Below are 22,610 nucleotides of genomic sequence, written 5' to 3'. Positions count from 1 at the left end.
TGCCCAAATGAAAACAAAAAAAATGCCAGTCCCGCAGGAACTGACATTTTGTCTGTATGAGATAGAAATTCTGTCAAGCCTTTTGCATCTTCAGCTCATCTTTGCCGGCATCCCATGTGACACGGATAGTATCACCAGTCTGTGCTTCGCCCGAAACAATCAGCTCGGACAAACTGTCTTCCAGATAAGTCTGAATGGCACGCTTCAACGGACGGGCTCCGAACTGTACGTCGTAGCCTTTCTTGGCCAGGAATTTCTTGGCTTCGTCGTCCACGTCAAGGTGGTATCCAATGGCTTCCAACCGTTCGTAGAGGCCCTTCAGCTCTATATCTACGATGCGTGTGATGGCATCGAGCGACAGTTGGTCGAAAGTTATAATCTCGTCAAGACGGTTCAGGAACTCGGGCGAGAAGGTCTTGTTCAACGCCTTCTGAATAACGCCACGTGAGTATTCCTTATCGTCTGTACGATTCTGTGCGGCAAATCCGACACCACGGCCAAACTCCTTCAGCTGACGGGTTCCAATGTTGGAAGTCAGGATGATAACGGTATTCTTGAAGTCGATCGTACGGCCTACGTTATCGGTCAAGCGCCCTTCGTCGAGCACTTGCAACAGAATATTGAACACATCGGGATGTGCCTTCTCGATTTCATCCAGCAGGATGATGGAGTAGGGTTTGCGACGCACCTTTTCGGTCAGCTGCCCGCCTTCCTCGTAGCCTACATATCCGGGAGCGGCACCAATCATGCGCGACACGGTATACTTCTCCATATATTCGCTCATGTCGATACGTATCAGTGCATCGTCCGAGCCGAACATATAACGTGCCAACTGCTTGGCCAAGTGAGTTTTACCCACACCTGTAGGTCCTAGGAACATGAAGGTACCAATGGGACGGTTAGGATCTTTCAGGCCTACACGGCTACGCAGGATAGCCTTCACCAGTTTGTCGATGGCGACGTCTTGCGCAATGACTTTCGACTGAAGAGCTTCCTTCATACCAGCCAGTTTCAATCCTTCGGCCTGCGCCATACGTTGCACGGGCACGCCCGACATCATTGACACGACGTTGGCTATCTCTTCTTCGCCCACCGTCTGACGGTGATCTTTCAGATGAGCTTCCCAGTCGGCTTTCATCGACTCCAGTTGAGCCGAAAGCTCTTTCTCGCGATCGCGATAGCTGGCAGCCAGCTCAAAGTTCTGCGACTTCACGGCTTCGCCTTTCTGTATTCGGGCTTCTTCTATCAGTTTTTCCTGTTCTTCAATCTCCTTTGGAGCGTTGATATTGGTCAGATGCACACGCGAACCGGCTTCATCGAGGGCATCGATGGCCTTGTCAGGGAAATTGCGGTCGCTGATATAGCGGGCTGTCAACTTGACACATGCTTCCAAGGCTTCGTCAGTATAGGTGACGTTGTGATGGTCTTCGTACTTATCCTTGATGTTCTTCAATATCTGAAGGGTTTCCTCGGCTGTGGTAGGCTCTACCATTACTTTCTGGAAACGACGCTCCAAAGCTCCGTCTTTCTCGATGCTCTTGCGGTATTCGTCCAACGTAGTAGCGCCGATGCACTGTATCTCGCCACGAGCCAGTGCCGGCTTCAGCATATTGGCGGCATCCATGCTTCCTGCGGCAGCTCCCGCACCGACAATGGTGTGGATCTCGTCGATGAAGAGGATGACATCCGGATTCTTCTGCAACTCGTTGATAATGGAACGGATGCGCTCTTCAAACTGACCGCGGTATTTGGTACCGGCCACCACGCTAGACATGTCGAGCATAACGACACGCTTATCGAAGAGGACACGCGACACCTTCTTCTGATTGATGCGCAACGCCAGACCTTCGACAATGGCCGACTTGCCCACACCTGGCTCGCCTATCAGCACGGGATTGTTTTTCTTACGACGGCTTAAAATCTGGGCCAGACGTTCAATCTCGCGCTCACGACCTACGACGGGATCGAGTTTGCCTTCGGCGGCAGCACGGGTAATGTCCGTACCAAAATTATCGAGTACGGGAGTATCGTTAGCCGACTTCCGTGCCGTGGTTTGCGCCGTCGACGACGAACTACCTGCATTGCGACCGTTGTCTTGTCCGGAACGGGGCATGTCCATTTCTTCCTCATCATCGTCGTCTTCGGTAAAGCCCATACCCGCATTAGGGTTGGTCGACTTCTTAGTAAGCACTTCGTATACTGACTGGTAGCTTACATAGTCGTCATTAAGCACCGTCGCAGCCATGTTGCTCTCGTCTTTCAGGATAGCCAGCAACAAGTGCTCCGTATCGGCCTGTTCGCTTTTCAGCAGACGGGCTTCGAGCATACTCATCTTAAGTATGCGTGTTGCTGTGGGCGAAAAGGACATATCGCCTTCGGACAGCAAATTATCGTCTTCGACATCTCTCAGTTCGTCTTCGAGACGCTTCTTGATTTGATTCAGATTTGCATCGAGTTTCTCCAGCACTTCTACAGCCTTTCCGCCGCCGTCACGCAAGATGCCGAGCAGCAGATGTTCGGGTCCGATGATGCTGTTTCCCAGCCGATTGGCTTCTTCTTTGCTATAAGTCAGTACGTCTGAAACTCTTTGTGAAAATTGACTGTTCATTGATTATCTCCTTTATATTAGGTTATATCCGGGGCAAAGATACACATTTTTAGCGTGTGCACATCGCCGTTGCTTAATATTCTACAAATCTCATGCCAAGAATTGTGTGACAAACAGTCTCACGGAGAACCACCAGACAAGGTGTCACCAAAACGAAAGAATCGGTTTCATTTGGGCACAGATTTTCTACTTTAGCCATCATGAGTATTATTCATAACTCGCCAAATAGAATGAAAAAGAAGAGGAAAAGCATCCTCGCAGAGGAGAAAAACGTATGTAAGCCGGCTTCAGATTGCTTCTTGCAAAGGATAACATTACTTTTCGGACAGAAAAACATTGCTTTTGGCGCACCCAAACATCGACTTTCTCACCGCAAAGAGGCACTTTCGTCGAGCAAAAGAGGGAAGAAAACCCTCAAACGAATAAGAAAACCCTCCGAAAACACCGTTTTCGGTCTAATTCTCTTCTATTTCAAATGTAAACATTTCGCTATTCCACTGAATACAAGATAGTAAGACGTTTACCGCTTCATTTTTTCCATCACTCCCAACATCCGTCCGAAATACGCGATTCTCAGGCAGTCAGAAAAGCAAAGTGTCATTTTGCTAACGGACAGATTCCTTTTTCGAAGAGTGGAGTATACCTTTATTTATATAGTAATATTCACTCCGCTTGCTTCCTGCCAACTTTCTCGCCGAAACTTTCTTTTCGAAATGTTTTCGTATGTCGTAAAAAAGCAGTACTTTAGCGTGGTTTTTCACAAACCACGCAATGTATAATTAATAATCTTTTTAAATGCTTGAACAAGACAGAATTATAAAGATTAACATCGAGGAGGAAATGAAGTCATCGTACATTGACTACTCCATGTCGGTCATTGTTTCGCGTGCCCTTCCGGATGTTAGAGACGGTTTTAAGCCCGTTCACCGAAGAATTCTTTTCGGTATGATGGGCTTAGGAAATACATCAGACAAACCTTATAAGAAATCGGCCAGAGTCGTGGGCGAAGTATTAGGAAAGTATCACCCGCACGGTGACTCGTCCGTATACGGAGCACTCGTCCGTATGGCACAGCCGTGGGCCATGCGCTACATGCTGGTAGACGGACAAGGAAACTACGGTTCGGTAGACGGCGACAGCGCAGCAGCTATGCGTTACACCGAATGCCGCCTTCAGAAGATCGGCGAAGACATGATGCAGGACATCGACAAGGAAACTGTCGACATGCAGAACAACTTCGACGACTCCTTGCAGGAACCTACCGTCATGCCTACACGCATTCCTAACTTGCTGGTGAATGGTGCGTCGGGTATCGCCGTAGGTATGGCAACCAATATGCCTACCCACAACCTGTCGGAAGTAATCGATGCTTGCGTGGCTTACATTGACAACAACGACATCGAAATCGAAGAGCTGATGAACTACGTCAAAGCCCCCGATTTCCCTACTGGCGGATACATCTACGGCATGAGCGGCGTACGCGAAGCCTACTTAACCGGACGCGGACGCGTAGTTATGCGTGCCAAAGCTGAGATAGAAACCGGCTCGACTCACGATAAAATCGTTGTAACCGAAATTCCTTACGGAGTAAACAAAGCCGAACTCATCAAATCGATTGCCGACCTGGCCAACGAAAAGAAAATAGACGGCATCTCCAACGCCAACGACGAATCCGACCGCGAAGGCATGCGCATCGTCATCGATGTGAAACGCGACGCCAATGCCAGCGTAGTACTGAACAAGTTGTACAAGATGACTCAGCTGCAGACCTCGTTCGGAGTAAACAACGTAGCACTTGTTCACGGACGCCCGCGCCTGCTCAACCTGAAAGACCTTATCAAGTACTTCATCGAGCATCGCCACGAGGTAGTTATACGCCGTACACAATACGACCTGCGCAAATCCAAAGAACGCGCACACATCCTGGAAGGTCTGATCATTGCTTCGGACAACATCGACGAAGTAATCCGCATTATCCGTGCTGCCAAAACCCCGGCTGATGCCATCACAGGATTGATGGATCGCTTCCAACTGACTGAAATTCAGAGCCGAGCTATCGTCGAAATGCGTCTGCGTCAGCTGACCGGACTTATGCAAGACCAGCTCCACGCCGAATACGAAGAAATCAAGAAACAGATAGCCTATCTGGAAGAAATCCTCGTAAACGACGAGCTATGCCGCAAAGTTATCAAAGATGAATTGCTCGAAGTTAAAGAGAAATACGGTGACGAACGACGTTCAGAGATCGTTTACTCGTCCGAAGAATTCAATCCTGAAGACTTCTATGCCGACGATTCGATGATTATCACCATCTCGCACTTGGGCTACATCAAACGTACACCATTGAGCGAATTCCGTGCACAAAACCGCGGTGGGGTAGGTTCCAAGGGAACAGAAACCCGCGACGAAGACTTTGTAGAGCACATCTATCCGGCTACGATGCACAACACCATGATGTTCTTTACCCAAAAAGGTAAGTGCTATTGGCTGAAAGTGTACGAAATCCCCGAAGGAACGAAGAATTCCAAGGGTCGCGCCATCCAGAACTTGCTGAACATCGATGCCGACGATGCGGTAAATGCATACCTGCGTGTCAAGAACCTGAACGATCAGGAGTTTATAAACAGTCATTACGTGCTGTTCTGCACCAAGAAAGGTGTCATCAAGAAGACGTTGCTCGAACAATATTCGCGTCCGCGTCAGAACGGTGTCAATGCCATCACCATTCGCGAAGACGACCGCGTCATCGAAGTACGTATGACCAATGGCAACAACGAAATTATCATAGCCAACCGTAACGGACGTGCTATCCGCTTCCACGAAAGTGCAGTCAGAGTCATGGGACGTACAGCTACTGGCGTACGAGGCATCACGCTTGATGAAGACGGCCAGGACGAAGTTATCGGTATGATTTGCATCAAGAACCCGGAAGAAGAAACCATTATGGTAGTATCCGAACAAGGTTACGGCAAGCGCTCCGATATCGAAGACTACCGCAAGACCAACCGTGGAGGAAAAGGTGTAAAAACACTGAACATCACCGAAAAGACTGGTAAGCTGGTAGCTATCAAGTCGGTAACTGATGAAAACGACCTGATGATTATCAACAAATCCGGTATCACTATTCGTCTGAAAGTCGCCGATGTACGTATCATGGGACGTGCCACACAAGGAGTCCGTCTGATTAACCTCGAAAAACGCAACGACGAGATAGGTTCGGTATGTAAGGTTACTTCCGAAAGTGAAGAAACCAACGTAGCAGAAACGCTGGAAGGTGAAAATATAGAGGAAAACGGAATAGCTAATAATGGAGATCTTTTTGGAAACGGTCTTCAGGAGGAGCAAAACGATAACGAACCAACAACCGATGAAAATGAAGAATAGACATAATATTAATTTTAATTTTTCTACAATCATGAAAAAAGTTTTATTTTCAGTGGTTTTATTGCTTGCCGCTGGCTCAGCTTTCGCACAGGAAAAAGCCGTGAAAGAAGCCAAAAGCATCGCTAATGGAACAAACCCCGATTTTGCTAAAGCTGAACAGCTGATTCAGGGAGCTTTGACCAATCCGGAAACCAAAGACGATCCCGAAACATGGAACGTTGCTGGATTCATCCAACGCCGGAGAAGTGAAAAAGAAATGGAGAATGCCTATTTGAGAAAGCCATACGACACACTCCAAATCTACAATAGCGCATTGAATATGTGCAGATACTTCTTCAAATGCGACGAACTTGCTCAGATTCCTAACGAAAAAGGAAAGATCAAGAACAAGTATAGAAAATCGAATGCCGCTACTATGTTGACTGAAAGAAACAACCTGATCAATGGTGGTATTCAATACTTCAACATGGCAACAGGAAAAGAAGGAGCTGAAGCAAAGGAATACAATCAAAAAGCATTAGATTTCTTTGCTACCTATATTGATATTGCAGCTAGTCCGATGTTTGAAAAAGAAAACCTTCTTCAGACAGATACCGTTCTGCCGCAAATCGCATATTATGCAAGTTTGGCTGCAACAAAGAACGAAGATTATCCGAGCGTATTAAAATATGCACCGTATGCTCAGGATGACAAAGAAGTAGGTAAATATGCTATGGAGTTCATTTCTACAGCTTTGAAAGCTCAAGGAGATACTGTAAAATGGGTAGCATCACTGAAAGAAGGTATACAAAAATATCCTGATCATCCGTTCTTTTTCGGCCATTTGATTGATTATTACAGCAGTCATAACAAGTACGATGAAGCAATGCAATTTGCAGATGAAATGTTGGCTAAAGATCCTAATAATACATTCTATCTGTATGTGAAAGGGTATTTGTATCATAATATGTACAATGTCCTCAAAGAGCAGAAAAAAGATCAAGAAGCTAGCGATGCCCTGAATAAAGGAATCGAATACTACCAAAAAACAGTAGAAGTAGATCCTAATTATGCAGAAGCATATTCTAATTTAGGTCTGATTTACTGTCTGCAAGCTCAAGACTTCTCAGAAAAGACAACTACAGATGTTAACGATCCGAAATACAAAGAAGATCAGGAAACACTGAAAACATTCTATGAAAAAGCAAGACCTTGCTACGAAAAAGCAAGAGCTTTGAAACCCGACCAAAAAGACTTATGGTTGAACGGTTTGTATCGCGTATACTATAACTTGGATATGGGACCGGAATTCAAAGAAATCGAAGATATGATGCCGTAATCATAGAATTGAAATAACAATCATACAATATAGCCCAGGAAATATTTTCTTGGGCTATATTTTTAATAATACTCTAGATTCTTGTATTTACATACTTAAAAGTGGCACATTATACACGGAATATTAAACTTTAATATCAGTATTATGTTTAATATAGAATTGAAAGCAATCCCCTTTCTATCATTTCACACGCCTTATTGCCTAGAAAAAAGCTTGCAACAAATGTTATTAGGATCTATTAGTAAGAACCAACATTGGTGTATCTGAATGAAAAATCATTTTCCGTGCAATACTCGGATTAAAAAGCCTATAAAATATGTTACGTCTATACGACGTCAAAGCAATAATATCAATATTTTCCTTTTCGATATACTGCTCCAGATTATTTAATAAATCATCATCCTGTACAACATCATAATGAATGTCTAGTTGAGGATATTGCTTATGAAAATATTCTTTAATCCCTCCTAACTTAATTTCATCCCAAGTGTCCTTAATCCCAGAAAGATGAATTAACGAAACAGAAAACCGGAAGGATTTAAAACTAGCAATCAAAGAATCAAAAGCTATTAAGTCACGTTGATCAAAATTTGTAATAAATGCAATGTGCTTAACTTCAGAGAATTGTCGGAAAGGAGTATTTTCTGGAATAGCTAAAACCGGCACCCGGCTCCGTTCAATAACTTCAGCCGTTACACTACCTATTAAATCCAAATCCTTTTGATTCTTACCTCGTGTACCCATAATAACAATACGCGGACAGCAATCCTTCACATAACGTAAGATCTCTTCCTCTGGAATACCCTCACGAAGCACGCACATATACTTGACATTTGGAAATTGTCCAGAAGCAATCTTCTCTTTTACCTTATCCAATAAGCCATTAAGCTCTGCATGTACCTTTTGCAAGATTGTTTTTACATTTTCATCATCTGAAAGCTGATAATTGAATATATCGCCATACGGTAATGATGTTGAATAAATAGGTGTAAAATACACATGCAATAAAACAACCTCTGCACCTGTATTTTGAGCATAATTAAAGCCAAATTCACAGGCTTTCATCGAATACCCTGAGAAATCTACCGGTATTAAGACTTTATTGCTTGTAGATTTAGTCTGAGAAACCTTCCCTCCTACTACATCTTCTGATAGCCAAGCTGAACTTTCTATAATTTTCAAAGCATGAGGCAAATCGCTTTCTTTTATACGCACACGTACTCCAGAAGAAATAACAGGTTGTATCTGATTGACATTATGTATATAGGTTTCAATACCTTCATCTTCTAAAATAGTTTTTAGTATTTGGGCCTTTGCGTATGTCAAAATAGCTAATGTTACTAACTTATCCTCCATAATTCAAGTATTTTATTGAAAATAAAAGAACAAAAAGCACAAATTTCATAGATAACGATTTCACGGAAATACTATTCCGCAAAAATCCGTGAAATTTGTGCTTCTAAAAACTAATGATTAACAAATCTCTACTCGCAGATTCAAGATTCCTCTGGTGTTGAATTACTATTATTAGCTATTTCATCTAGAATCTTTAAAGCTCGATCCAAAACCGTTGTATCATCAATCATCACTAAACCACCATCAGGACCCGGCTCTAAATGAATACCTACACTTTTTCCTTCTTTAAAATTATGTCCTCCAAAGAAATTACGCACCGTATCAACATTCAATCCTAATTCATCTGCAATACGATGCATACTGCCATTGGGCAATGAGTCTTTTATTTTACGAAGTTCATTAAATGTTATTGTTCTCATATTCATAAATTTAATGGTTAATACTCTGTTTTATTTAATATCGCGGTATAAACTTAAGGAAAAAATAAGAGAAAACAAACAAAATCCCTATCTTTTTGCAAAAAAATAGTTCGTGTAAGCTTTCTCCTACACGAACTATTCCTCAAGTTTATTTCTCAAAAAATTAAATAACTTCAATAGAAGAAGTAGGTACCCATCCTACTTTACCATCCTCCAAACGTATTTCCTTCCATTCACGCATAGAATTGTCTTTAAGTTCTACCTTACTACCTTCATGGAGGATAAATAAGCTTGTTCCACTTTCACTGGGAGTACTTCGTACTGTGACACTTGGCACAAGGACAATAGCCGCATTACGATTCACTAGTACAGCCTTTTGCTGAGATGCAAAAACATTACTTAATACCACTAATATTAAAAATACAATACCGCCAATAAATCCTCCCTTTTTCAGACTTGCCTGTTTTGAGAAAAAGAAAAGAGCAACAGCAACCAAAAAAAGTATAAAGAATAATATACCGCATTTGGCCCATGCATCCACACTTAAACAATTAATCAATGACTTAATCCAAGCAACAAAGAAAATATCAGGAATGGGAGTTATTTTATCAACAGTCTTAGCACGAGCCATTTCCAAATTCACACGTATATCTGTATTTCCTGGATCAAGTAACAAAGCACGCTCATAATTTAATATAGACTTTGCAATATCATTGGTCTTATAATAGCAGTTACCTAAATTATAATATACCTCAGCCGCTTCTCCTTTTTCCAAAAGCGCTTCGTATATCTGAATGGCTGATTTATAATCATTCTTGATATAGGCACTATCACCTCCTGATTTGGTTATGTTTTTACCGCTCTTTTCTGTAGAAAATTCGGTATGCGATCCTATTGAAACAGAATCTTTCCCTGACTGTATTGAATCCAAGGAAATTTCTTCTGCCCATAAAGACATTGCAATTAATAAGTTAAAGGCAAAAAACAAGATCTTTTTCATTACTCTTTCCTCCTTGATTAATGTTTAATTGAATTTTCCATTTTGGTAATCACGTTCAAAGATGCAGTATAGACCTTATCCATTGCTTGATTATCACTTCCTGGGGCAAAACGTGCAAACTCACAATCATTCAATGCATCTAAAAAGTCTTTTATCAGAGTATCATCAACACCATACTTACGAAGTTCTTCCTCTATATTATCTTTTGACAAACGCGATACAGGAATACTCAACTTATCACTTATATAACCCCAAAGTGCCTTTAAAACCTCATCATAGAAATCCTCTTTCTTATTCTCCTGCAATAACTTACCTGCCAGCTTCATTCGTTTTACAGCTACTTTATTTGCCTTCTTGGTACGCATTTTAGCTACATTGGCATTAGCAGCTATTTGCTTACGATACACAATAAAGAATACTATAAATGCTATTCCCGGTACCAAATAGAACAAATAATATCCCATTGAACCAAAGAAGAAATCTCCTTTTGGAGTTAATACAACATCGTTCTGCTTGATAAAACGAATATCTTCATTCAAAACTTTCAAGTCTTCCTTATTGGTAAAGTTAGCTATCGTCTGTGCCGCATTACCAGCTCCCTTCTCAACTTGTAACGTATATTCATCCGTAGTCAACACTTTATAAGACTGAGAATGAATATCAAAATAACTAAACTTTATAGATGGAATCTTAAAAGTACCCGCATTACGCGGAATAGCCAAATATTCAATAACCTGACTTCCAGACAGTCCGGCATTAGTCAAACGGAAATTATTTTCAACCTTCGGATCATAGACCTCAAAATCTTCAGGAAATTTCACTTCTGGAGTAGAAAGCAATTTCAGATTTCCCGTTCCAGAAATAACCACTTTTAAGGTAACGGCATCATTAGTCTTCAATTTGGTTTCATTGATAGAAGAAGAAATACTAAATTCACCTACCCCGCCAGAAAAACCTTCAGGTTTACCCGAAGGCAGAGGCTTTGCATTAATCGTTACTTGAGGTGTTATCAGCGTTTTCTTCACTTCTACATAGTTGCTACCCCCATTCAAAAATGCTTCAAACGGATCGTTCACCTGCACTGCTTTAGCTATTGATGCATCAAAACGAGCCGGTTCTATCGTCAATTTACCAGATTGTTGGGGGAAAAGTACAAACTGACGATAAACAGTTGTCTGATAATTCCGGCCTTTATAATGTTCCAAACTCCATCGGCGATCGTTGGGCAATTCTACTTCTTGGGAATGAAAGCCTTTAAAATCTGGCAGTTTTACATTATCAAAGCCACGTAAATCAACTAATGTATATATTTTATAAGTCAGCAAAAAGGCTTCCTGCTCATACACATTCACTTTACTGGCCGTAGCCGTTATAATTAAATCATCCTTTGAAACAGAAGAGCCGGAAGATGCCTGTCCAGATCTACCACCTCTACTTTGATTTCCAGAAGATGACTGCTGATCAGCTGGCAAAACCTTGACTTTTACAGAATTAGAAATCATTTGGTTGCCCCCTGCGGTAATAGAAGCACCTGGAATAGTGAATGTACCTTCCTTATTCGCCATTAATATATAAGTAAAAGTCAGATTTTCACTTCTTTTCCCGTTAATGCTCTGCATGCTATAAGAACGGCTCGGTCCCATAAGTACTTCGAAATCCTTAATAGAAGGCACCCGGAAATCTCTTACATCTTGTGTATTCACTGTATAAGATAGCCTAAATTGGTCTCCTACAGCCACTGCCTCCGGTGCTGATGCCGAAAAAGTAATTTTGTCATCGGCAATAGCAGTATGTACAAAAACAGCCATTAAAGCTATCCATATAAAAACAAATTTTCTCATATATCATCTCTTTTTTATTACCAATCTTTCTCTAAACGTCCTCCTTGGATGACTTGTTGCTGCTTCTTTACTTTGTCCTGAACATCTTTCTCGTCCTGCATCACAGACTTCAATAATTGTTCTGCATTTTCTTTAGACATCTGTTCATTTTGTTTCTGTGACTGTGGAGGTTGCTGTTGTTGATTATTCTGTTGATCCTGCTTATTCTCCTGATCTTTCTTTTCCTGTTCCTTTTTCTCTTGTTCCTTATTTTGATCTTGATTTTGGTCCTGATTCTGCTGATTTTGCTCTTGGTCTTTTAATAGTTTCTGTGCTAAAGCCAGATTATAACGAGTTTCATCATCTTTGGGATTATTGCGCAATGATTCTTTATAAGCTTCCACTGCTTTTGCATAATCTTTTTGTGTCTGAAAGATATCCCCTATATTATGAAATATATAGGCCAGTTTTGATTTATCCTTTTCTATTTTTGCAGCAGCACTATACTGTTCCATAGCCTCCTGCACCTTATTTTGTCTGACCAACGTATTTCCCAAATTATACATTGATATAGAAGATTTTGGATTTACTTCCAACGCTTTTCTATAATTTACTTCAGCATCAACAAATACACTGTCTTTAAAAGCCCGATTTCCTTTACGTATATAATCACGTTCAGCTTTTTGGGCTGAAGCAGAAAATATAGCTGCAAACATCATCAGAACTAGCCCTATGCATCTTTTCTGTAACATAATAATCATTTCTTATTTGAAAATAGATGAATATTTCGGAACAATGGATTTTTACGTTCCAAAATCAACATTTCAACCAATAATAATATCAATATAAACCACGCTACAGCCTGAAACTGCTCATTAAATTCTGTGTAAACTTGAGTCTCGACATCAGCCTTAGCCATTTTATTAATTTCCTGTCCAATAGCCTTTTGTGCATTGTTGGTATTATCAACACGTACATAAAGTCCATTTCCTGCTTTTGCGATTTCCTGGCACATTGCTTCATTGAGACGTGTCACAATCACATTACCTTCACGGTCTTTACGATAATCATTGGTACCCTCCATAGGTATTGGTGCTCCATCAGGCAATCCTACACCAAGCACATTTACCTGAATTCCTTTTTTGGCAGCTTCTGTCGCAGCTTCCACAGCACCTCCTTCATGGTTTTCACCATCTGTAATCACAATTACCGCACGCCCAACTCCTTCTTGCGGAGTAAAACTACGCGTAGCCAAGTTTATGGCAGCACCAATAGCTGTTCCTTGCTTCGATATCAATGACGGGTCGATAGATTCCAAAAACATTTTTGCAGAAATATAATCGCTGGTAATAGGCAGCTGTGTAAAAGCATCTCCCGCAAAAACAATCATACCAACTTTGTCATTTTCCATTTTATCAACCAACTGAGCAACCAATCGCTTTGCTTTAGCCAAACGACTAGGCTGCACATCTTGAGCCAACATCGAATTAGATATGTCCAACGCAATCATTACTTCTACTCCCTGCCGTTTTACCGTTTCAAGTTTTGAACCAAACTGCGGGCGTGCCAATAACAAAGAAAATAAAGCTACCACAAGCCATATTATTCCGAATTTCACATCTGGACGATACTTTGAGACATCTGGCATCAACATTGCCATCAGTTCTGGATCACCAAATTTACGTATAGCTCGTCTTCTCCTATAATTGGAATACCAATAAAGCAGTGCTAAAACAGGCAACAATAACAGTAAATATAAATATGCAGGCTCTTCAAATCGAAACATTTTTACTAAGATTTAAATTCTACAACATACAAAATACACATCCCAAAAACAAACCTATGGAATTTTCTTTAGAATGGTATTTCTTAACAGTACCTCCAATAATACACATAAGAAAGCTGCCAACGCAAACCAGCGGTATTCTTCTTGTCGTTTACTATACTCTTTTACATTAAGTTTTGTCTTCTCCAACTTATCGATTTCTTCATATACTTCCTTCAACTTTGAATTACTCGTTGCGCGAAAATAGTTACCATCGGTTGTTCCGGCAATTTGCGTCAATGTCTTTTCATCAATTTCTACAGGCATATTCACATATTGCACTGTTCCTCCTACCGGATAAGGATAAGGTGCCATTCCATTAGTACCTACACCGATGGTATAAACCCTAATTCCAAAACTTTTTGCTATTTCAGCAGCAGTCAACGGAGAAATTTCTCCTCTATTATTTGTTCCATCCGTCAACAATATAACTACTTTTGATTTTGCCTTGCTGTCTTTCAAGCGAGTAACCGCATTGGCAATTCCCATTCCGACTGCCGTTCCATCCTCTATAAGCCCACATTTCACATCCTTGATCAAATTTAGCAACACTGCATGATCAACCGTCAACGGGCATTGTGTAAAACTCTCACCTGCGAACAAAGTTATACCGATATTGTCATTAGGACGTCCGTTAATGAATTCAGCAGCTACATCTTTTGCTGCTTCTAGGCGATTCGGCTTCAGGTCTTCAGCCAACATACTGGTAGACACATCAATAGCCAACATTATATCGATACCCTCTATTTCACTATTTTGCCAACTATTAGTTGTTTGTGGACGTGCTAAAACAAGAATAATCAATACCAAAGAAATGATCCGAAGCACAAATGGAACGTGCAACAAATAATTCTTATAACTCTTAGGTGTATGAGCATAGACACGAGCATCTGAAATCTGAAGCGTAGCCTCAGATTTCTTCCTCTTCATAATATACCATAACACATAAGGTATAATCAGTATCAATAAAAATAAATATTCAATATTGGCAAAAACCATGATACTTATAACTTTTACAAATTACAAAATTCAACCTCTACAATGATCTTCATGCAAAATATGAATACAATTCTGTACCTATATATATTAATGAAGCAATAACAGCAATCGACAATATTACAATTCCGACGCCAAGCAATATTTTCATACGCAATGAGCGTTTCTCAATAACCGTAATCTCTGTAGGTTGCGGCTTAGCATTATCATCCTCCTGAACCTTTGTTTCATTAATAAAATCTATAGCATTAATCAGATTTGCATCGTTTTCATTCATTAACGGATTATGCTTGGCAAATTTCACCAAATCAGCTGTTTCAAATAAAGAGCGCAAATCTGCAATTGCATCCTTATCATTAACTTCCAATAATTTAGCAATGATTTCCGAAGAAGTCATTTCCAGTGCATTAAATCCAAAACGATCTTTTATATATCCACGAAGTGCATCTGTCAACTCTGTATAATACTCCTTCTGCATACCTTTCTGCCAAACCTTCTCGGCCTTGATTCGTTCAATCTCTTGCAAAGCCAACTGATGTGGAGGCAATTTAGGCTCTACCTTCACTTTTCGAATAATTGGTTTATTATCAAAAATTCGCATAATTAAGTATACAAGGAGAAAACCGAACGGAATCAGCAAAATACCACATGCCATAACTCCATACCAGTCTTTCCAAACAAAAGGTGCAGCCATTACAGGCTTCGGACCATAAAAACGTAATGTATCCAATGGAACGGAATATACTTTCAAAGCCAATGCTTTTGACAGGTACGGTTTATTGTCAACCAAAACCTGCATTGGAGGCAAATAATAAAGAGCGGAATCAAAAGAAGTAATGGTATATTCCTGCTTTATCAACAAACGTTTCCTGTCATTCAGATATTGAGTATCCGGTTTAGCTATGTCTATAATTTCAACTCCTTTTACAATTGTATCTGTATAAACTGGAAAAATCGCACGTTTATCGGCATCCGTCGAAACCTCTAAAGTGATTTTAGTCTGCTCTCCTATAAGAATCTGCAAAGAATCTATTTTGGCATCTACCGTCACCGACTGAGCTGCCATTCTGCCAGTCAACAGTCCTAACAGCGTTATCAGAAATATAATTTTTCTCATTTCCCGATCAATTTCGTTTTGCGAATAAACTCATCAATGCCTTGACATAATCCTGATCAGTCCGCACTGACACGTTGTCCACATTGCTTTTAGTAAATGTTTCATTCAGTTCAGCCTGCCTATTTACCCACCAGTCATGATGAGCACGGCGAACCGCACGCGAAGAAGTATCAATCCATTGTTCATGTCCGGTTTCTGCATCCTTTATTTTCATCATTCCTATCGCCGGTAATTCTTCAACACGTTTATCATACACTTGTATAGCTACCACATCATGCTTCCGGTTAGCAATTGTCATTGCATTTCTAAAACTCTCCTGATCAATAAAATCAGATAGGATAAAAGCTGTGCAACGACGTTTCATCACATTTGTCAGATATTCCAACCCAAGCCTGATATTAGTTCTTCTACTTTCGGCATGAAAATCTATCAGTTCACGAATGATGTAAAGTATATGCTTACGTCCCTTTTTAGGAGGGATAAATTTTTCTATCTGATCCGAAAAGAAAATGACTCCAATTTTATCATTATTTTGTATGGCTGAGAAAGCCAAAGTTGCAGCTATTTCTGTTACCATATCTTTCTTCATTTGCTTTACCGTACCAAATTCCAAACTTCCGGAAACATCAACCAACAACATCACTGTAAGTTCACGCTCTTCTTCAAAAACCTTCACAAAAGGTTTATTGAAACGAGCAGTAACATTCCAATCGATGTCGCGAATATCGTCACCAAACTGATATTCACGGACTTCCGAAAAGGCCATACCTCTACCTTTAAAAGCCGAATGATACTGGCCTGCAAAGATATTATTGGACAATCCTCGGGTCTTGATTTCAATCTGACGAACTTTCTTTAATATATCTGTTGTTTCCATTGATCCAATCTAAACAATCATTTTCTTTCTAAAGCATAATACCTGTTACATTCATTAGGGTACTTCTACTTTATTCAAGATCTTGCTTACAATCTCATCCGATGTTAAATTACTTGCCTCTGCTTCATAAGTCAATCCTATACGGTGACGCAATACATCATGTGCTACAGCACGTACATCCTCAGGAATCACATATCCACGGCGCTTAATAAAGGCATAACTTCTTGCAGCCAATGCCAAATTAATAGAAGCACGCGGAGAGCCACCAAAACCAATCATTTCTTTCAATTCCTTCAAATCATATTTCTCAGGATAACGTGTAGCAAAGACAATGTCTACAATATATTTTTCGATTTTCTCATCCAGATATACCTGACGCACTACTTTACGTGCCTCGATTATTTCTTCCGCCTTCAGAATAGGTTTAACAGAAACTTTATCCCTACTAATATTCTGACGGATTATTAATTTTTCTTCCTCCAGTTTTGGATAATCAATAATCACTTTCAGCATAAAACGGTCTACCTGAGCTTCAGGCAATGGATAAGTACCTTCCTGTTCTATAGGATTCTGTGTTGCAAGCACCAAAAAAGGCTCTGGCAGTCTAAATGTATCCTTACCTATAGTAACTTGACGTTCCTGCATTGCTTCCAACAAGGCACTTTGCACTTTGGCTGGTGCACGGTTAATTTCATCAGCCAATACAAAATTAGCAAATACCGGACCTTTTTTAACTTGGAAAGCTTCATCTTTCTGGCTATATACCATGGTACCGATTACATCCGCCGGCAATAAGTCTGGCGTAAACTGAATACGGCTATATTGGGCATCAATCAAAGAAGCCAATGTCTTTATGGCCAAAGTTTTTGCAAGTCCAGGGACACCTTCCAACAATACATGTCCATCAGACAACAAACCTATTAACAATGACTCTATCAAATGTTTCTGACCAACAATCACTTGGTCCATACCCGTAGTAAGATTAGTAATGAAAGCACTTTGTCTTTCAATTCGCTCGTTCAACTCGCGAATATCAACTGTTCCAGTCATAAATTAAGCTATTTTTATATTTTCACATTCATTCATTATAATCCGGAATCAACCGGTATTTTTCTTTCCGCTTTCAAAAGTACGGGAATAAATCAACCATACCAATTAATTTTTATTAAAAAAGCATTGTGCAGTCTTCAGATTAAACTACTTTCATAGAGTTTAGTATTTAACACAAAAAAACAGCACTTTTTTACTATTTCCTGATCAAATCTGGTATTTTTATTGTTACTCCCGAAGGCACGTTGTCCGGATTCTTAATAAGTTCCCGATTATATTTCACTATATAAGGCCATAAAGCTTTTGTCCCGTAGAATCGCAGGGATATTTTTGTTAATGTTTCCCCCTCTTTCATCGTATAAGTGGCTTTTGTACCAACAATCTCATAATCTGTAGAATCTGGAATAAACAAGTCTTTAGAGGCTTTAACAGCCTTCTTTACATCTTTTTGAGGTGTAGATGAAGCCTTCGGCGCAACCTTCTTTTTTAATGTTTCCGAATTAACTGTGTCCTGAGTTGTTGCTTTGATTGTATCAGCAATAGCTTTTCTGCAATCTTCATTATTTCCTAAGACAACCGAAGTCGTAGAATCTAACTGAGACTTATTTTTATCCGTATCCTCTACCCGAATTGTATCTCTATCCGATATTCTTGCCTCATTTTCTTTATGTTGCATCAGGTCTGGCCAGTACATCGCCCCCACAACAGCTATACATATTAATACAACAATAATAGCCGTGCTCACCAAATACTTCATAAACGCCGTACCTCCTCCTTCTTGATGTTCAGAAGAGGTCTCGTTTTTCAGATTTTCAATATTTTCCTCTATGTCCTCTTCCTCCACAGGCATCTTCTCTTCTTCAGGCAATTCTGTTTGTTCTATACTTATTGAATGATTTTCTTCCTCCGATTCCACCAACGTTCTTTCTGGTTCAGAAATATTATTAGTTGAAACCACAGTTGCAGTCTCCTCCTCCTGACATTGCATAACAGAATCCTCTGTTACCGTTTTACTCTCATTGTCATCATCATCTGTACTACTGTCTGTCGCAGACATATCATCAAACACCACATTGTCATTCAATAAAACCGATTCAAAATGAGCAAAAGGTTTATTAATAGCCTCCTTTAGCAAGGTTTCAGGAGTAAATGATATTTTGGCATGCCCCAGAATCTCAAAACGTTCACCCGTATTAATATTGATGCTTTCCCGACTTTCTACATTTATCAATTTAAAGGTTCCCAATCCCCTTATTTTCACATATTTATCTTTCTCCAAAGATTCTTCAATCAAAGCAAAAAACTCCCTCACAAAACTTTCTGCATCCGATCTGTTCATACTATGTTTTTCAGCCAGCAGATCAATCAAATCCTGTATATTCAGTTTATCCGACATATTTTATGATAGAAGGGAATTATTATTTGAATTTATCCTTTAAAGAAGAACTTGGTTTGTAAGTCAATATCAGCTTGGGAGGTATCAACATACGTTGTTTAGTTACAGGATTCACAGAAATACGTTCTATTTTCTTTTTTACTTCAAATGTACCGAAGCCTTGTATAGAAATAACATTTCCCTCCTGCCACTGTTGTGACATTGACGATAACAGCGAAGATACCAATTCCGAAGTATCTTTTAATGTATATCCCAGTCTAGAAGACAATTCTGTTACAAACTCTTTATTATTCAAAGCTTCTACTTTTAAATATCACATAATAATATCCACACCCACTTATACCCTAAACAATTTCTCCAAAAAGGTCAAAATCATCTGAGCTTAAAATACGAACATTATAAAAACATCCGATTTCTAATTCTCTATCTTGCTTTTCAATCAAAACCTCCGGATCCACTTCAGGTGAATCAAATTCCGTTCTTCCTATATAATAATCACCTTCAATGCGATCGATTATAACCTTCATTATTTGCCCGACTTTGGCTGCACTCAACTCTGCAGATATTCCCTGCTGAATAGCCATCAGTTCGTCCAAACGTTTTTCCTTCACTTCCTGTGGAATGGAATCCTCATAATTCGCAGCCGAATATGTCCCTTCTTCTTCCGAATAGGCAAAAGCCCCCATTCTGTCAAAACGAGCCTTACGGACAAAATCCTTCAGTTCTTCAAAATCCGCTTCCGTTTCTCCTGGATGCCCGACCATAAGTGTCGTACGCAAGTGAATGCCAGGCACTTCTTTTCTAAATTCTTCTATTAACTTATAAGTATCTTCTTTTGTAACATGACGCCGCATCTTTTCCAACATATTATCGCTAATATGCTGCAAAGCAATATCCATATATTTACAGACATTATCATGTTCACGCATAACCCTAAACAGTTCCTTAGGGAAATGAGCCGGATATGCATAATGCAGACGGATCCATTCGACACCGTCAATCTCTGCAATACGCTCAATCAATTCAGGAAGCATTTGCTTTTTGTACAAATCAACCCCATAATACGTCAATTCCTGAGCAATTATCTGTAATTCCTTCACTCCTTTTGCTACAAGATATTTAACTTCGTCCAATATTTCTTCCATCGGACGTGATACATGACGTCCTGTTATTATAGGTATTGCACAATATGAGCACTTACGATCACATCCTTCAGAGATTTTCAGATATGCATAATGTTTCGGGGTTGTAAGGGTTCGCTCATTCCGCAACTCTTCATGATACACCTTCCCTAAATCAGCAAGCAAATTTTTCCAGTCAAATTTACCATAGAACTTATCTACTTGTGGAATTTCCACAGAAAGTTCTTTCAGATAACGTTCCGAAAGACATCCCATAACATACAACCGTTCAAGGTCTCCCTGCTCTTTGGCTTGGGCAAATTCAAGAATCATATTGATAGACTCTTCCTTTGCATCGCCAATAAAGCCGCACGTATTAATAACAGCAATCTGCCCCTTCGGATGTTCGGCATCATGAGTAACCTTATAACCAACAGCTTCTAACTGACGCATTAAATGTTCCGAATCCACCAGGTTTTTAGAACATCCTAACGTAATAATATCTATTGTTTTCCGTCTCATGCATTTCCTCCAAACAAAGAATCTACAAATTCCTTTTTACGGAAAACCTGCAAATCTTCCATACCTTCTCCTAATCCAATATATTTTACGGGGATTTTAAACTGATCTGAAATACCAATAACAACACCACCCTTAGCTGTACCATCCAACTTTGTAACAGCCATAGCAGTTACCTCAGTAGCCAATGTAAATTGCTTGGCCTGTTCAAAAGCATTTTGTCCTGTAGATCCGTCCAAAACCAATAAGACTTCATTCGGAGCATCAGCAACAACTTTTTTCATAACATTCTTTATCTTGGTCAATTCATTCATCAAACCAACTTTGTTATGAAGACGTCCTGCCGTATCAATAATCACCACATCTGCATGATTGGCAACGGCAGAACTAAGTGTATCAAAAGCAACTGAAGCCGGATCGGCACCCATTTTTTGTTTGACGACAGGCACTCCCACACGTTCTCCCCAGATCACCAGTTGTTCTACAGCAGCAGCTCTAAATGTATCAGCAGCCCCGAGATATACAGTTTTACCAGCTTTTTTAAACTGATAAGCCAATTTTCCAATTGTCGTAGTCTTACCCACTCCGTTTACTCCTACTACCATAATAACATATGGCTTATTCGAAATAGGAGCTTCGAAGTCGTCCACATCATCCGAATTATTTTCTGTCAGCAAAGCTGCAATTTCATCGCGCAAAATATGGTTCAATTCTGTCGCATTCATATATTTATCGGTTGCAGCACGCTTCTCAATACGTTCTATAATCTTCAACGTAGTTTCCACTCCCACATCCGATGTTATCAGAACTTCTTCCAGATTATCTAAAACTTCATCATCAACCTTTGATTTTCCAGCCACAGCACGGGCTATTTTTCCAAACACACTTTCTTTGGTTTTAGACAAACCCTTATCCAAGGTTTCTTTCTTTTCCTTTGAGAAAAAACTAAAAAATCCCATAATTTAAATATTTGTACGACAACATTATGCTACAAAGATATAATAAAACTGACAAATAATAAACACTTCCACCCTTTTTTAAAAAAAGAAATCCTCTCATCGAAAAAATCAATGAGAGGATTTTTATTCTTTATCAGCGCTCCAACAAAACTAAGCACTCTTATACTTATTTCTTAAAGAAATCCTGTACTTTCTCGTTAGGAACCATTTGTTCATCAAAGATGTAAGCACCCGTCTTCGGAGACTTCACCATCTTAATAACTTTCGTATAAGCACGACCTTCTTTAGAACCTTCGTGCAAACTTGCTACTGTTTTCTTTGCCATGGATTATACTATTTTATTTAATTTCCTTATGAACTGTTACTCTTTTCAGAATGGGGTTATATTTTTTCAACTCCAATCTTTCAGTAGTATTCTTTCTATTTTTTGTTGTAATATAGCGAGAAGTACCCGGCATACCGCTATCCTTCTGCTCTGTGCATTCCAAAATTACTTGCACTCTGTTACCTTTTGTTTTCTTTGCCATAATCAGTATCTCCTCTTACTTTTTAGCCAATAACCTTGATGCTTTTCCAATCGCAATATCCCTTAGCAACAGCTTCGGTCAAAGCAGCATCCAATCCTTTTTTATTAATAATACGCAGCCCGTTAGCACAAATACTAAGGCTGATCCAACAATCTTGTTCTACATAATAGAACTTTTTGTTAAACAAGTTCACGTCAAAAGTTCTTTTAGTTCTTCTTTTTGAGTGTGAAACATTGTTGCCAATCATGGCTTTCTTTCCGGTAATTTGACAAATCTTCGACATTTCTATCTCTATTTTTATAGTTTTTATCTTGCTTA

At 39.8% G+C, this 22,610-nt stretch carries 20 protein-coding genes; 2 read left to right on the top strand and 18 right to left on the bottom strand.

Annotation, left to right across the window (positions count from 1 at the left end; genetic code table 11):
• Positions 1-73: 73 nt before the first annotated feature.
• A complete protein-coding gene (locus tag BQ5591_RS12540) occupies positions 74-2,608 on the bottom strand; it encodes an ATP-dependent Clp protease ATP-binding subunit (RefSeq protein WP_071149625.1) in 2,535 nt (844 codons plus the stop codon).
• A 795-nt stretch (positions 2,609-3,403) separates the two neighbouring features.
• Between BQ5591_RS12540 and gyrA the strand changes: the two genes are divergently transcribed.
• Both gyrA and BQ5591_RS12525 read left to right on the top strand, forming a co-directional pair.
• A complete protein-coding gene (gyrA, locus tag BQ5591_RS12530) occupies positions 3,404-5,992 on the top strand; it encodes a DNA gyrase subunit A (protein WP_071149624.1) in 2,589 nt (862 codons plus the stop codon).
• A complete protein-coding gene (locus BQ5591_RS12525) occupies positions 5,976-7,310 on the top strand; it encodes a tetratricopeptide repeat protein (RefSeq protein WP_071149623.1) in 1,335 nt (444 codons plus the stop codon). Before gyrA ends, BQ5591_RS12525 begins: the two co-directional genes overlap by 17 nt.
• A 228-nt stretch (positions 7,311-7,538) precedes the next feature.
• Here the strand turns inward: BQ5591_RS12525 and BQ5591_RS12520 are convergent, their stop codons facing one another.
• The 17 genes from BQ5591_RS12520 to rpmB all read right to left on the bottom strand — a co-directional run bounded on the left by BQ5591_RS12520 (position 7,539) and on the right by rpmB (position 22,575).
• On the bottom strand, positions 7,539-8,666 hold the full coding sequence (locus BQ5591_RS12520; protein ID WP_071149622.1) for a universal stress protein: 1,128 nt from the start codon (positions 8,664-8,666) through the stop codon (positions 7,539-7,541).
• Between the two features lie 140 nt (positions 8,667-8,806).
• Positions 8,807-9,091 (bottom strand): hypothetical protein, encoded by a 285-nt coding sequence (locus BQ5591_RS12515; RefSeq protein WP_022162704.1) that lies wholly within the window; start codon positions 9,089-9,091, stop codon positions 8,807-8,809.
• A gap of 157 nt (positions 9,092-9,248) precedes the next feature.
• Positions 9,249-10,085, bottom strand: coding sequence for a tetratricopeptide repeat protein (locus BQ5591_RS12510; protein WP_022162705.1), 837 nt, complete (start codon positions 10,083-10,085; stop codon positions 9,249-9,251).
• Positions 10,086-10,102: 17 nt separating this feature from the next.
• Positions 10,103-11,926 (bottom strand): BatD family protein, encoded by a 1,824-nt coding sequence (locus tag BQ5591_RS12505; RefSeq protein WP_071149621.1) that lies wholly within the window; start codon positions 11,924-11,926, stop codon positions 10,103-10,105.
• 17 nt (positions 11,927-11,943) lie between these two features.
• Positions 11,944-12,666, bottom strand: a complete 723-nt coding sequence (locus tag BQ5591_RS12500) for a tetratricopeptide repeat protein (protein ID WP_071149620.1) — start codon at positions 12,664-12,666, stop codon at positions 11,944-11,946.
• Entirely contained in the window at positions 12,663-13,691 is a 1,029-nt protein-coding gene (locus BQ5591_RS12495) for a vWA domain-containing protein (protein ID WP_022162708.1), read from the bottom strand. Before BQ5591_RS12495 ends, BQ5591_RS12500 begins: the two co-directional genes overlap by 4 nt.
• A 54-nt stretch (positions 13,692-13,745) precedes the next feature.
• Complete coding sequence (locus BQ5591_RS12490; RefSeq protein ID WP_022162709.1) at positions 13,746-14,729, bottom strand: vWA domain-containing protein; 984 nt, start codon at positions 14,727-14,729, stop codon at positions 13,746-13,748.
• A gap of 49 nt (positions 14,730-14,778) precedes the next feature.
• Positions 14,779-15,843: a hypothetical protein gene (locus BQ5591_RS12485; protein WP_071149619.1), complete on the bottom strand. Its 1,065-nt coding sequence runs from the start codon at positions 15,841-15,843 to the stop codon at positions 14,779-14,781.
• Between the two features lie 7 nt (positions 15,844-15,850).
• Positions 15,851-16,720, bottom strand: a complete 870-nt coding sequence (locus tag BQ5591_RS12480) for a DUF58 domain-containing protein (protein ID WP_022162711.1) — start codon at positions 16,718-16,720, stop codon at positions 15,851-15,853.
• A 54-nt stretch (positions 16,721-16,774) separates the two neighbouring features.
• The gene (locus BQ5591_RS12475) at positions 16,775-17,770 is read right to left on the bottom strand and encodes an AAA family ATPase (RefSeq protein ID WP_071149618.1); all 996 of its coding nucleotides are present in this window, start codon (positions 17,768-17,770) and stop codon (positions 16,775-16,777) included.
• 196 nt (positions 17,771-17,966) lie between these two features.
• Entirely contained in the window at positions 17,967-19,166 is a 1,200-nt protein-coding gene (locus BQ5591_RS12470; protein WP_071149617.1) for an HU family DNA-binding protein, read from the bottom strand.
• Positions 19,167-19,188: 22 nt separating this feature from the next.
• The gene (locus BQ5591_RS12465; RefSeq protein ID WP_022162714.1) at positions 19,189-19,461 is read right to left on the bottom strand and encodes an HU family DNA-binding protein; all 273 of its coding nucleotides are present in this window, start codon (positions 19,459-19,461) and stop codon (positions 19,189-19,191) included.
• 49 nt (positions 19,462-19,510) lie between these two features.
• Complete coding sequence (gene rimO, locus BQ5591_RS12460; protein ID WP_022162715.1) at positions 19,511-20,809, bottom strand: 30S ribosomal protein S12 methylthiotransferase RimO; 1,299 nt, start codon at positions 20,807-20,809, stop codon at positions 19,511-19,513.
• A complete protein-coding gene (gene ftsY, locus BQ5591_RS12455; RefSeq protein ID WP_022162716.1) occupies positions 20,806-21,765 on the bottom strand; it encodes a signal recognition particle-docking protein FtsY in 960 nt (319 codons plus the stop codon). Before ftsY ends, rimO begins: the two co-directional genes overlap by 4 nt.
• 166 nt (positions 21,766-21,931) lie before the next feature.
• Positions 21,932-22,090 (bottom strand): DUF4295 domain-containing protein, encoded by a 159-nt coding sequence (locus BQ5591_RS20900; RefSeq protein WP_005777897.1) that lies wholly within the window; start codon positions 22,088-22,090, stop codon positions 21,932-21,934.
• Positions 22,091-22,103: 13 nt separating this feature from the next.
• On the bottom strand, positions 22,104-22,292 hold the full coding sequence (gene rpmG, locus BQ5591_RS12450; RefSeq protein WP_022162717.1) for a 50S ribosomal protein L33: 189 nt from the start codon (positions 22,290-22,292) through the stop codon (positions 22,104-22,106).
• Positions 22,293-22,314: 22 nt separating this feature from the next.
• Positions 22,315-22,575 carry a 50S ribosomal protein L28 gene (gene rpmB, locus BQ5591_RS12445; protein WP_022162718.1) on the bottom strand — a complete coding sequence of 87 codons (261 nt, stop codon included), beginning with the start codon at positions 22,573-22,575 and terminating at the stop codon, positions 22,315-22,317.
• Positions 22,576-22,610 lie beyond the last annotated feature (35 nt).

This window comes from Bacteroides ndongoniae (assembly GCF_900108345.1).
Classification (GTDB): domain Bacteria; phylum Bacteroidota; class Bacteroidia; order Bacteroidales; family Bacteroidaceae; genus Bacteroides; species Bacteroides ndongoniae.
Note: the sequence above shows the minus strand (reverse complement) of the source record. Positions and strands in the feature narration are given on the sequence as shown.

Coding starts and splice junctions, on each gene's coding strand:
- BQ5591_RS12540 (WP_071149625.1), bottom strand. CDS start 2,608: ATGAACAGTCAATTTTCACAAAGAGTTTCAGACGTACTGACTTATAGC.
- BQ5591_RS12510 (WP_022162705.1), bottom strand. CDS start 10,085: ATGAAAAAGATCTTGTTTTTTGCCTTTAACTTATTAATTGCAATGTCT.
- BQ5591_RS12490 (WP_022162709.1), bottom strand. CDS start 14,729: ATGGTTTTTGCCAATATTGAATATTTATTTTTATTGATACTGATTATA.
- gyrA (WP_071149624.1), top strand. CDS start 3,404: ATGCTTGAACAAGACAGAATTATAAAGATTAACATCGAGGAGGAAATG.
- BQ5591_RS12495 (WP_022162708.1), bottom strand. CDS start 13,691: ATGTTTCGATTTGAAGAGCCTGCATATTTATATTTACTGTTATTGTTG.
- BQ5591_RS12500 (WP_071149620.1), bottom strand. CDS start 12,666: ATGATTATTATGTTACAGAAAAGATGCATAGGGCTAGTTCTGATGATG.
- BQ5591_RS12515 (WP_022162704.1), bottom strand. CDS start 9,091: ATGAATATGAGAACAATAACATTTAATGAACTTCGTAAAATAAAAGAC.
- ftsY (WP_022162716.1), bottom strand. CDS start 21,765: ATGGGATTTTTTAGTTTTTTCTCAAAGGAAAAGAAAGAAACCTTGGAT.
- BQ5591_RS12470 (WP_071149617.1), bottom strand. CDS start 19,166: ATGTCGGATAAACTGAATATACAGGATTTGATTGATCTGCTGGCTGAA.
- BQ5591_RS12520 (WP_071149622.1), bottom strand. CDS start 8,666: ATGGAGGATAAGTTAGTAACATTAGCTATTTTGACATACGCAAAGGCC.
- rpmB (WP_022162718.1), bottom strand. CDS start 22,575: ATGTCGAAGATTTGTCAAATTACCGGAAAGAAAGCCATGATTGGCAAC.
- BQ5591_RS12505 (WP_071149621.1), bottom strand. CDS start 11,926: ATGAGAAAATTTGTTTTTATATGGATAGCTTTAATGGCTGTTTTTGTA.
- BQ5591_RS12525 (WP_071149623.1), top strand. CDS start 5,976: ATGAAAATGAAGAATAGACATAATATTAATTTTAATTTTTCTACAATC.
- rpmG (WP_022162717.1), bottom strand. CDS start 22,292: ATGGCAAAGAAAACAAAAGGTAACAGAGTGCAAGTAATTTTGGAATGC.
- rimO (WP_022162715.1), bottom strand. CDS start 20,809: ATGAGACGGAAAACAATAGATATTATTACGTTAGGATGTTCTAAAAAC.
- BQ5591_RS12485 (WP_071149619.1), bottom strand. CDS start 15,843: ATGAGAAAAATTATATTTCTGATAACGCTGTTAGGACTGTTGACTGGC.
- BQ5591_RS12480 (WP_022162711.1), bottom strand. CDS start 16,720: ATGGAAACAACAGATATATTAAAGAAAGTTCGTCAGATTGAAATCAAG.
- BQ5591_RS20900 (WP_005777897.1), bottom strand. CDS start 22,090: ATGGCAAAGAAAACAGTAGCAAGTTTGCACGAAGGTTCTAAAGAAGGT.
- BQ5591_RS12475 (WP_071149618.1), bottom strand. CDS start 17,770: ATGACTGGAACAGTTGATATTCGCGAGTTGAACGAGCGAATTGAAAGA.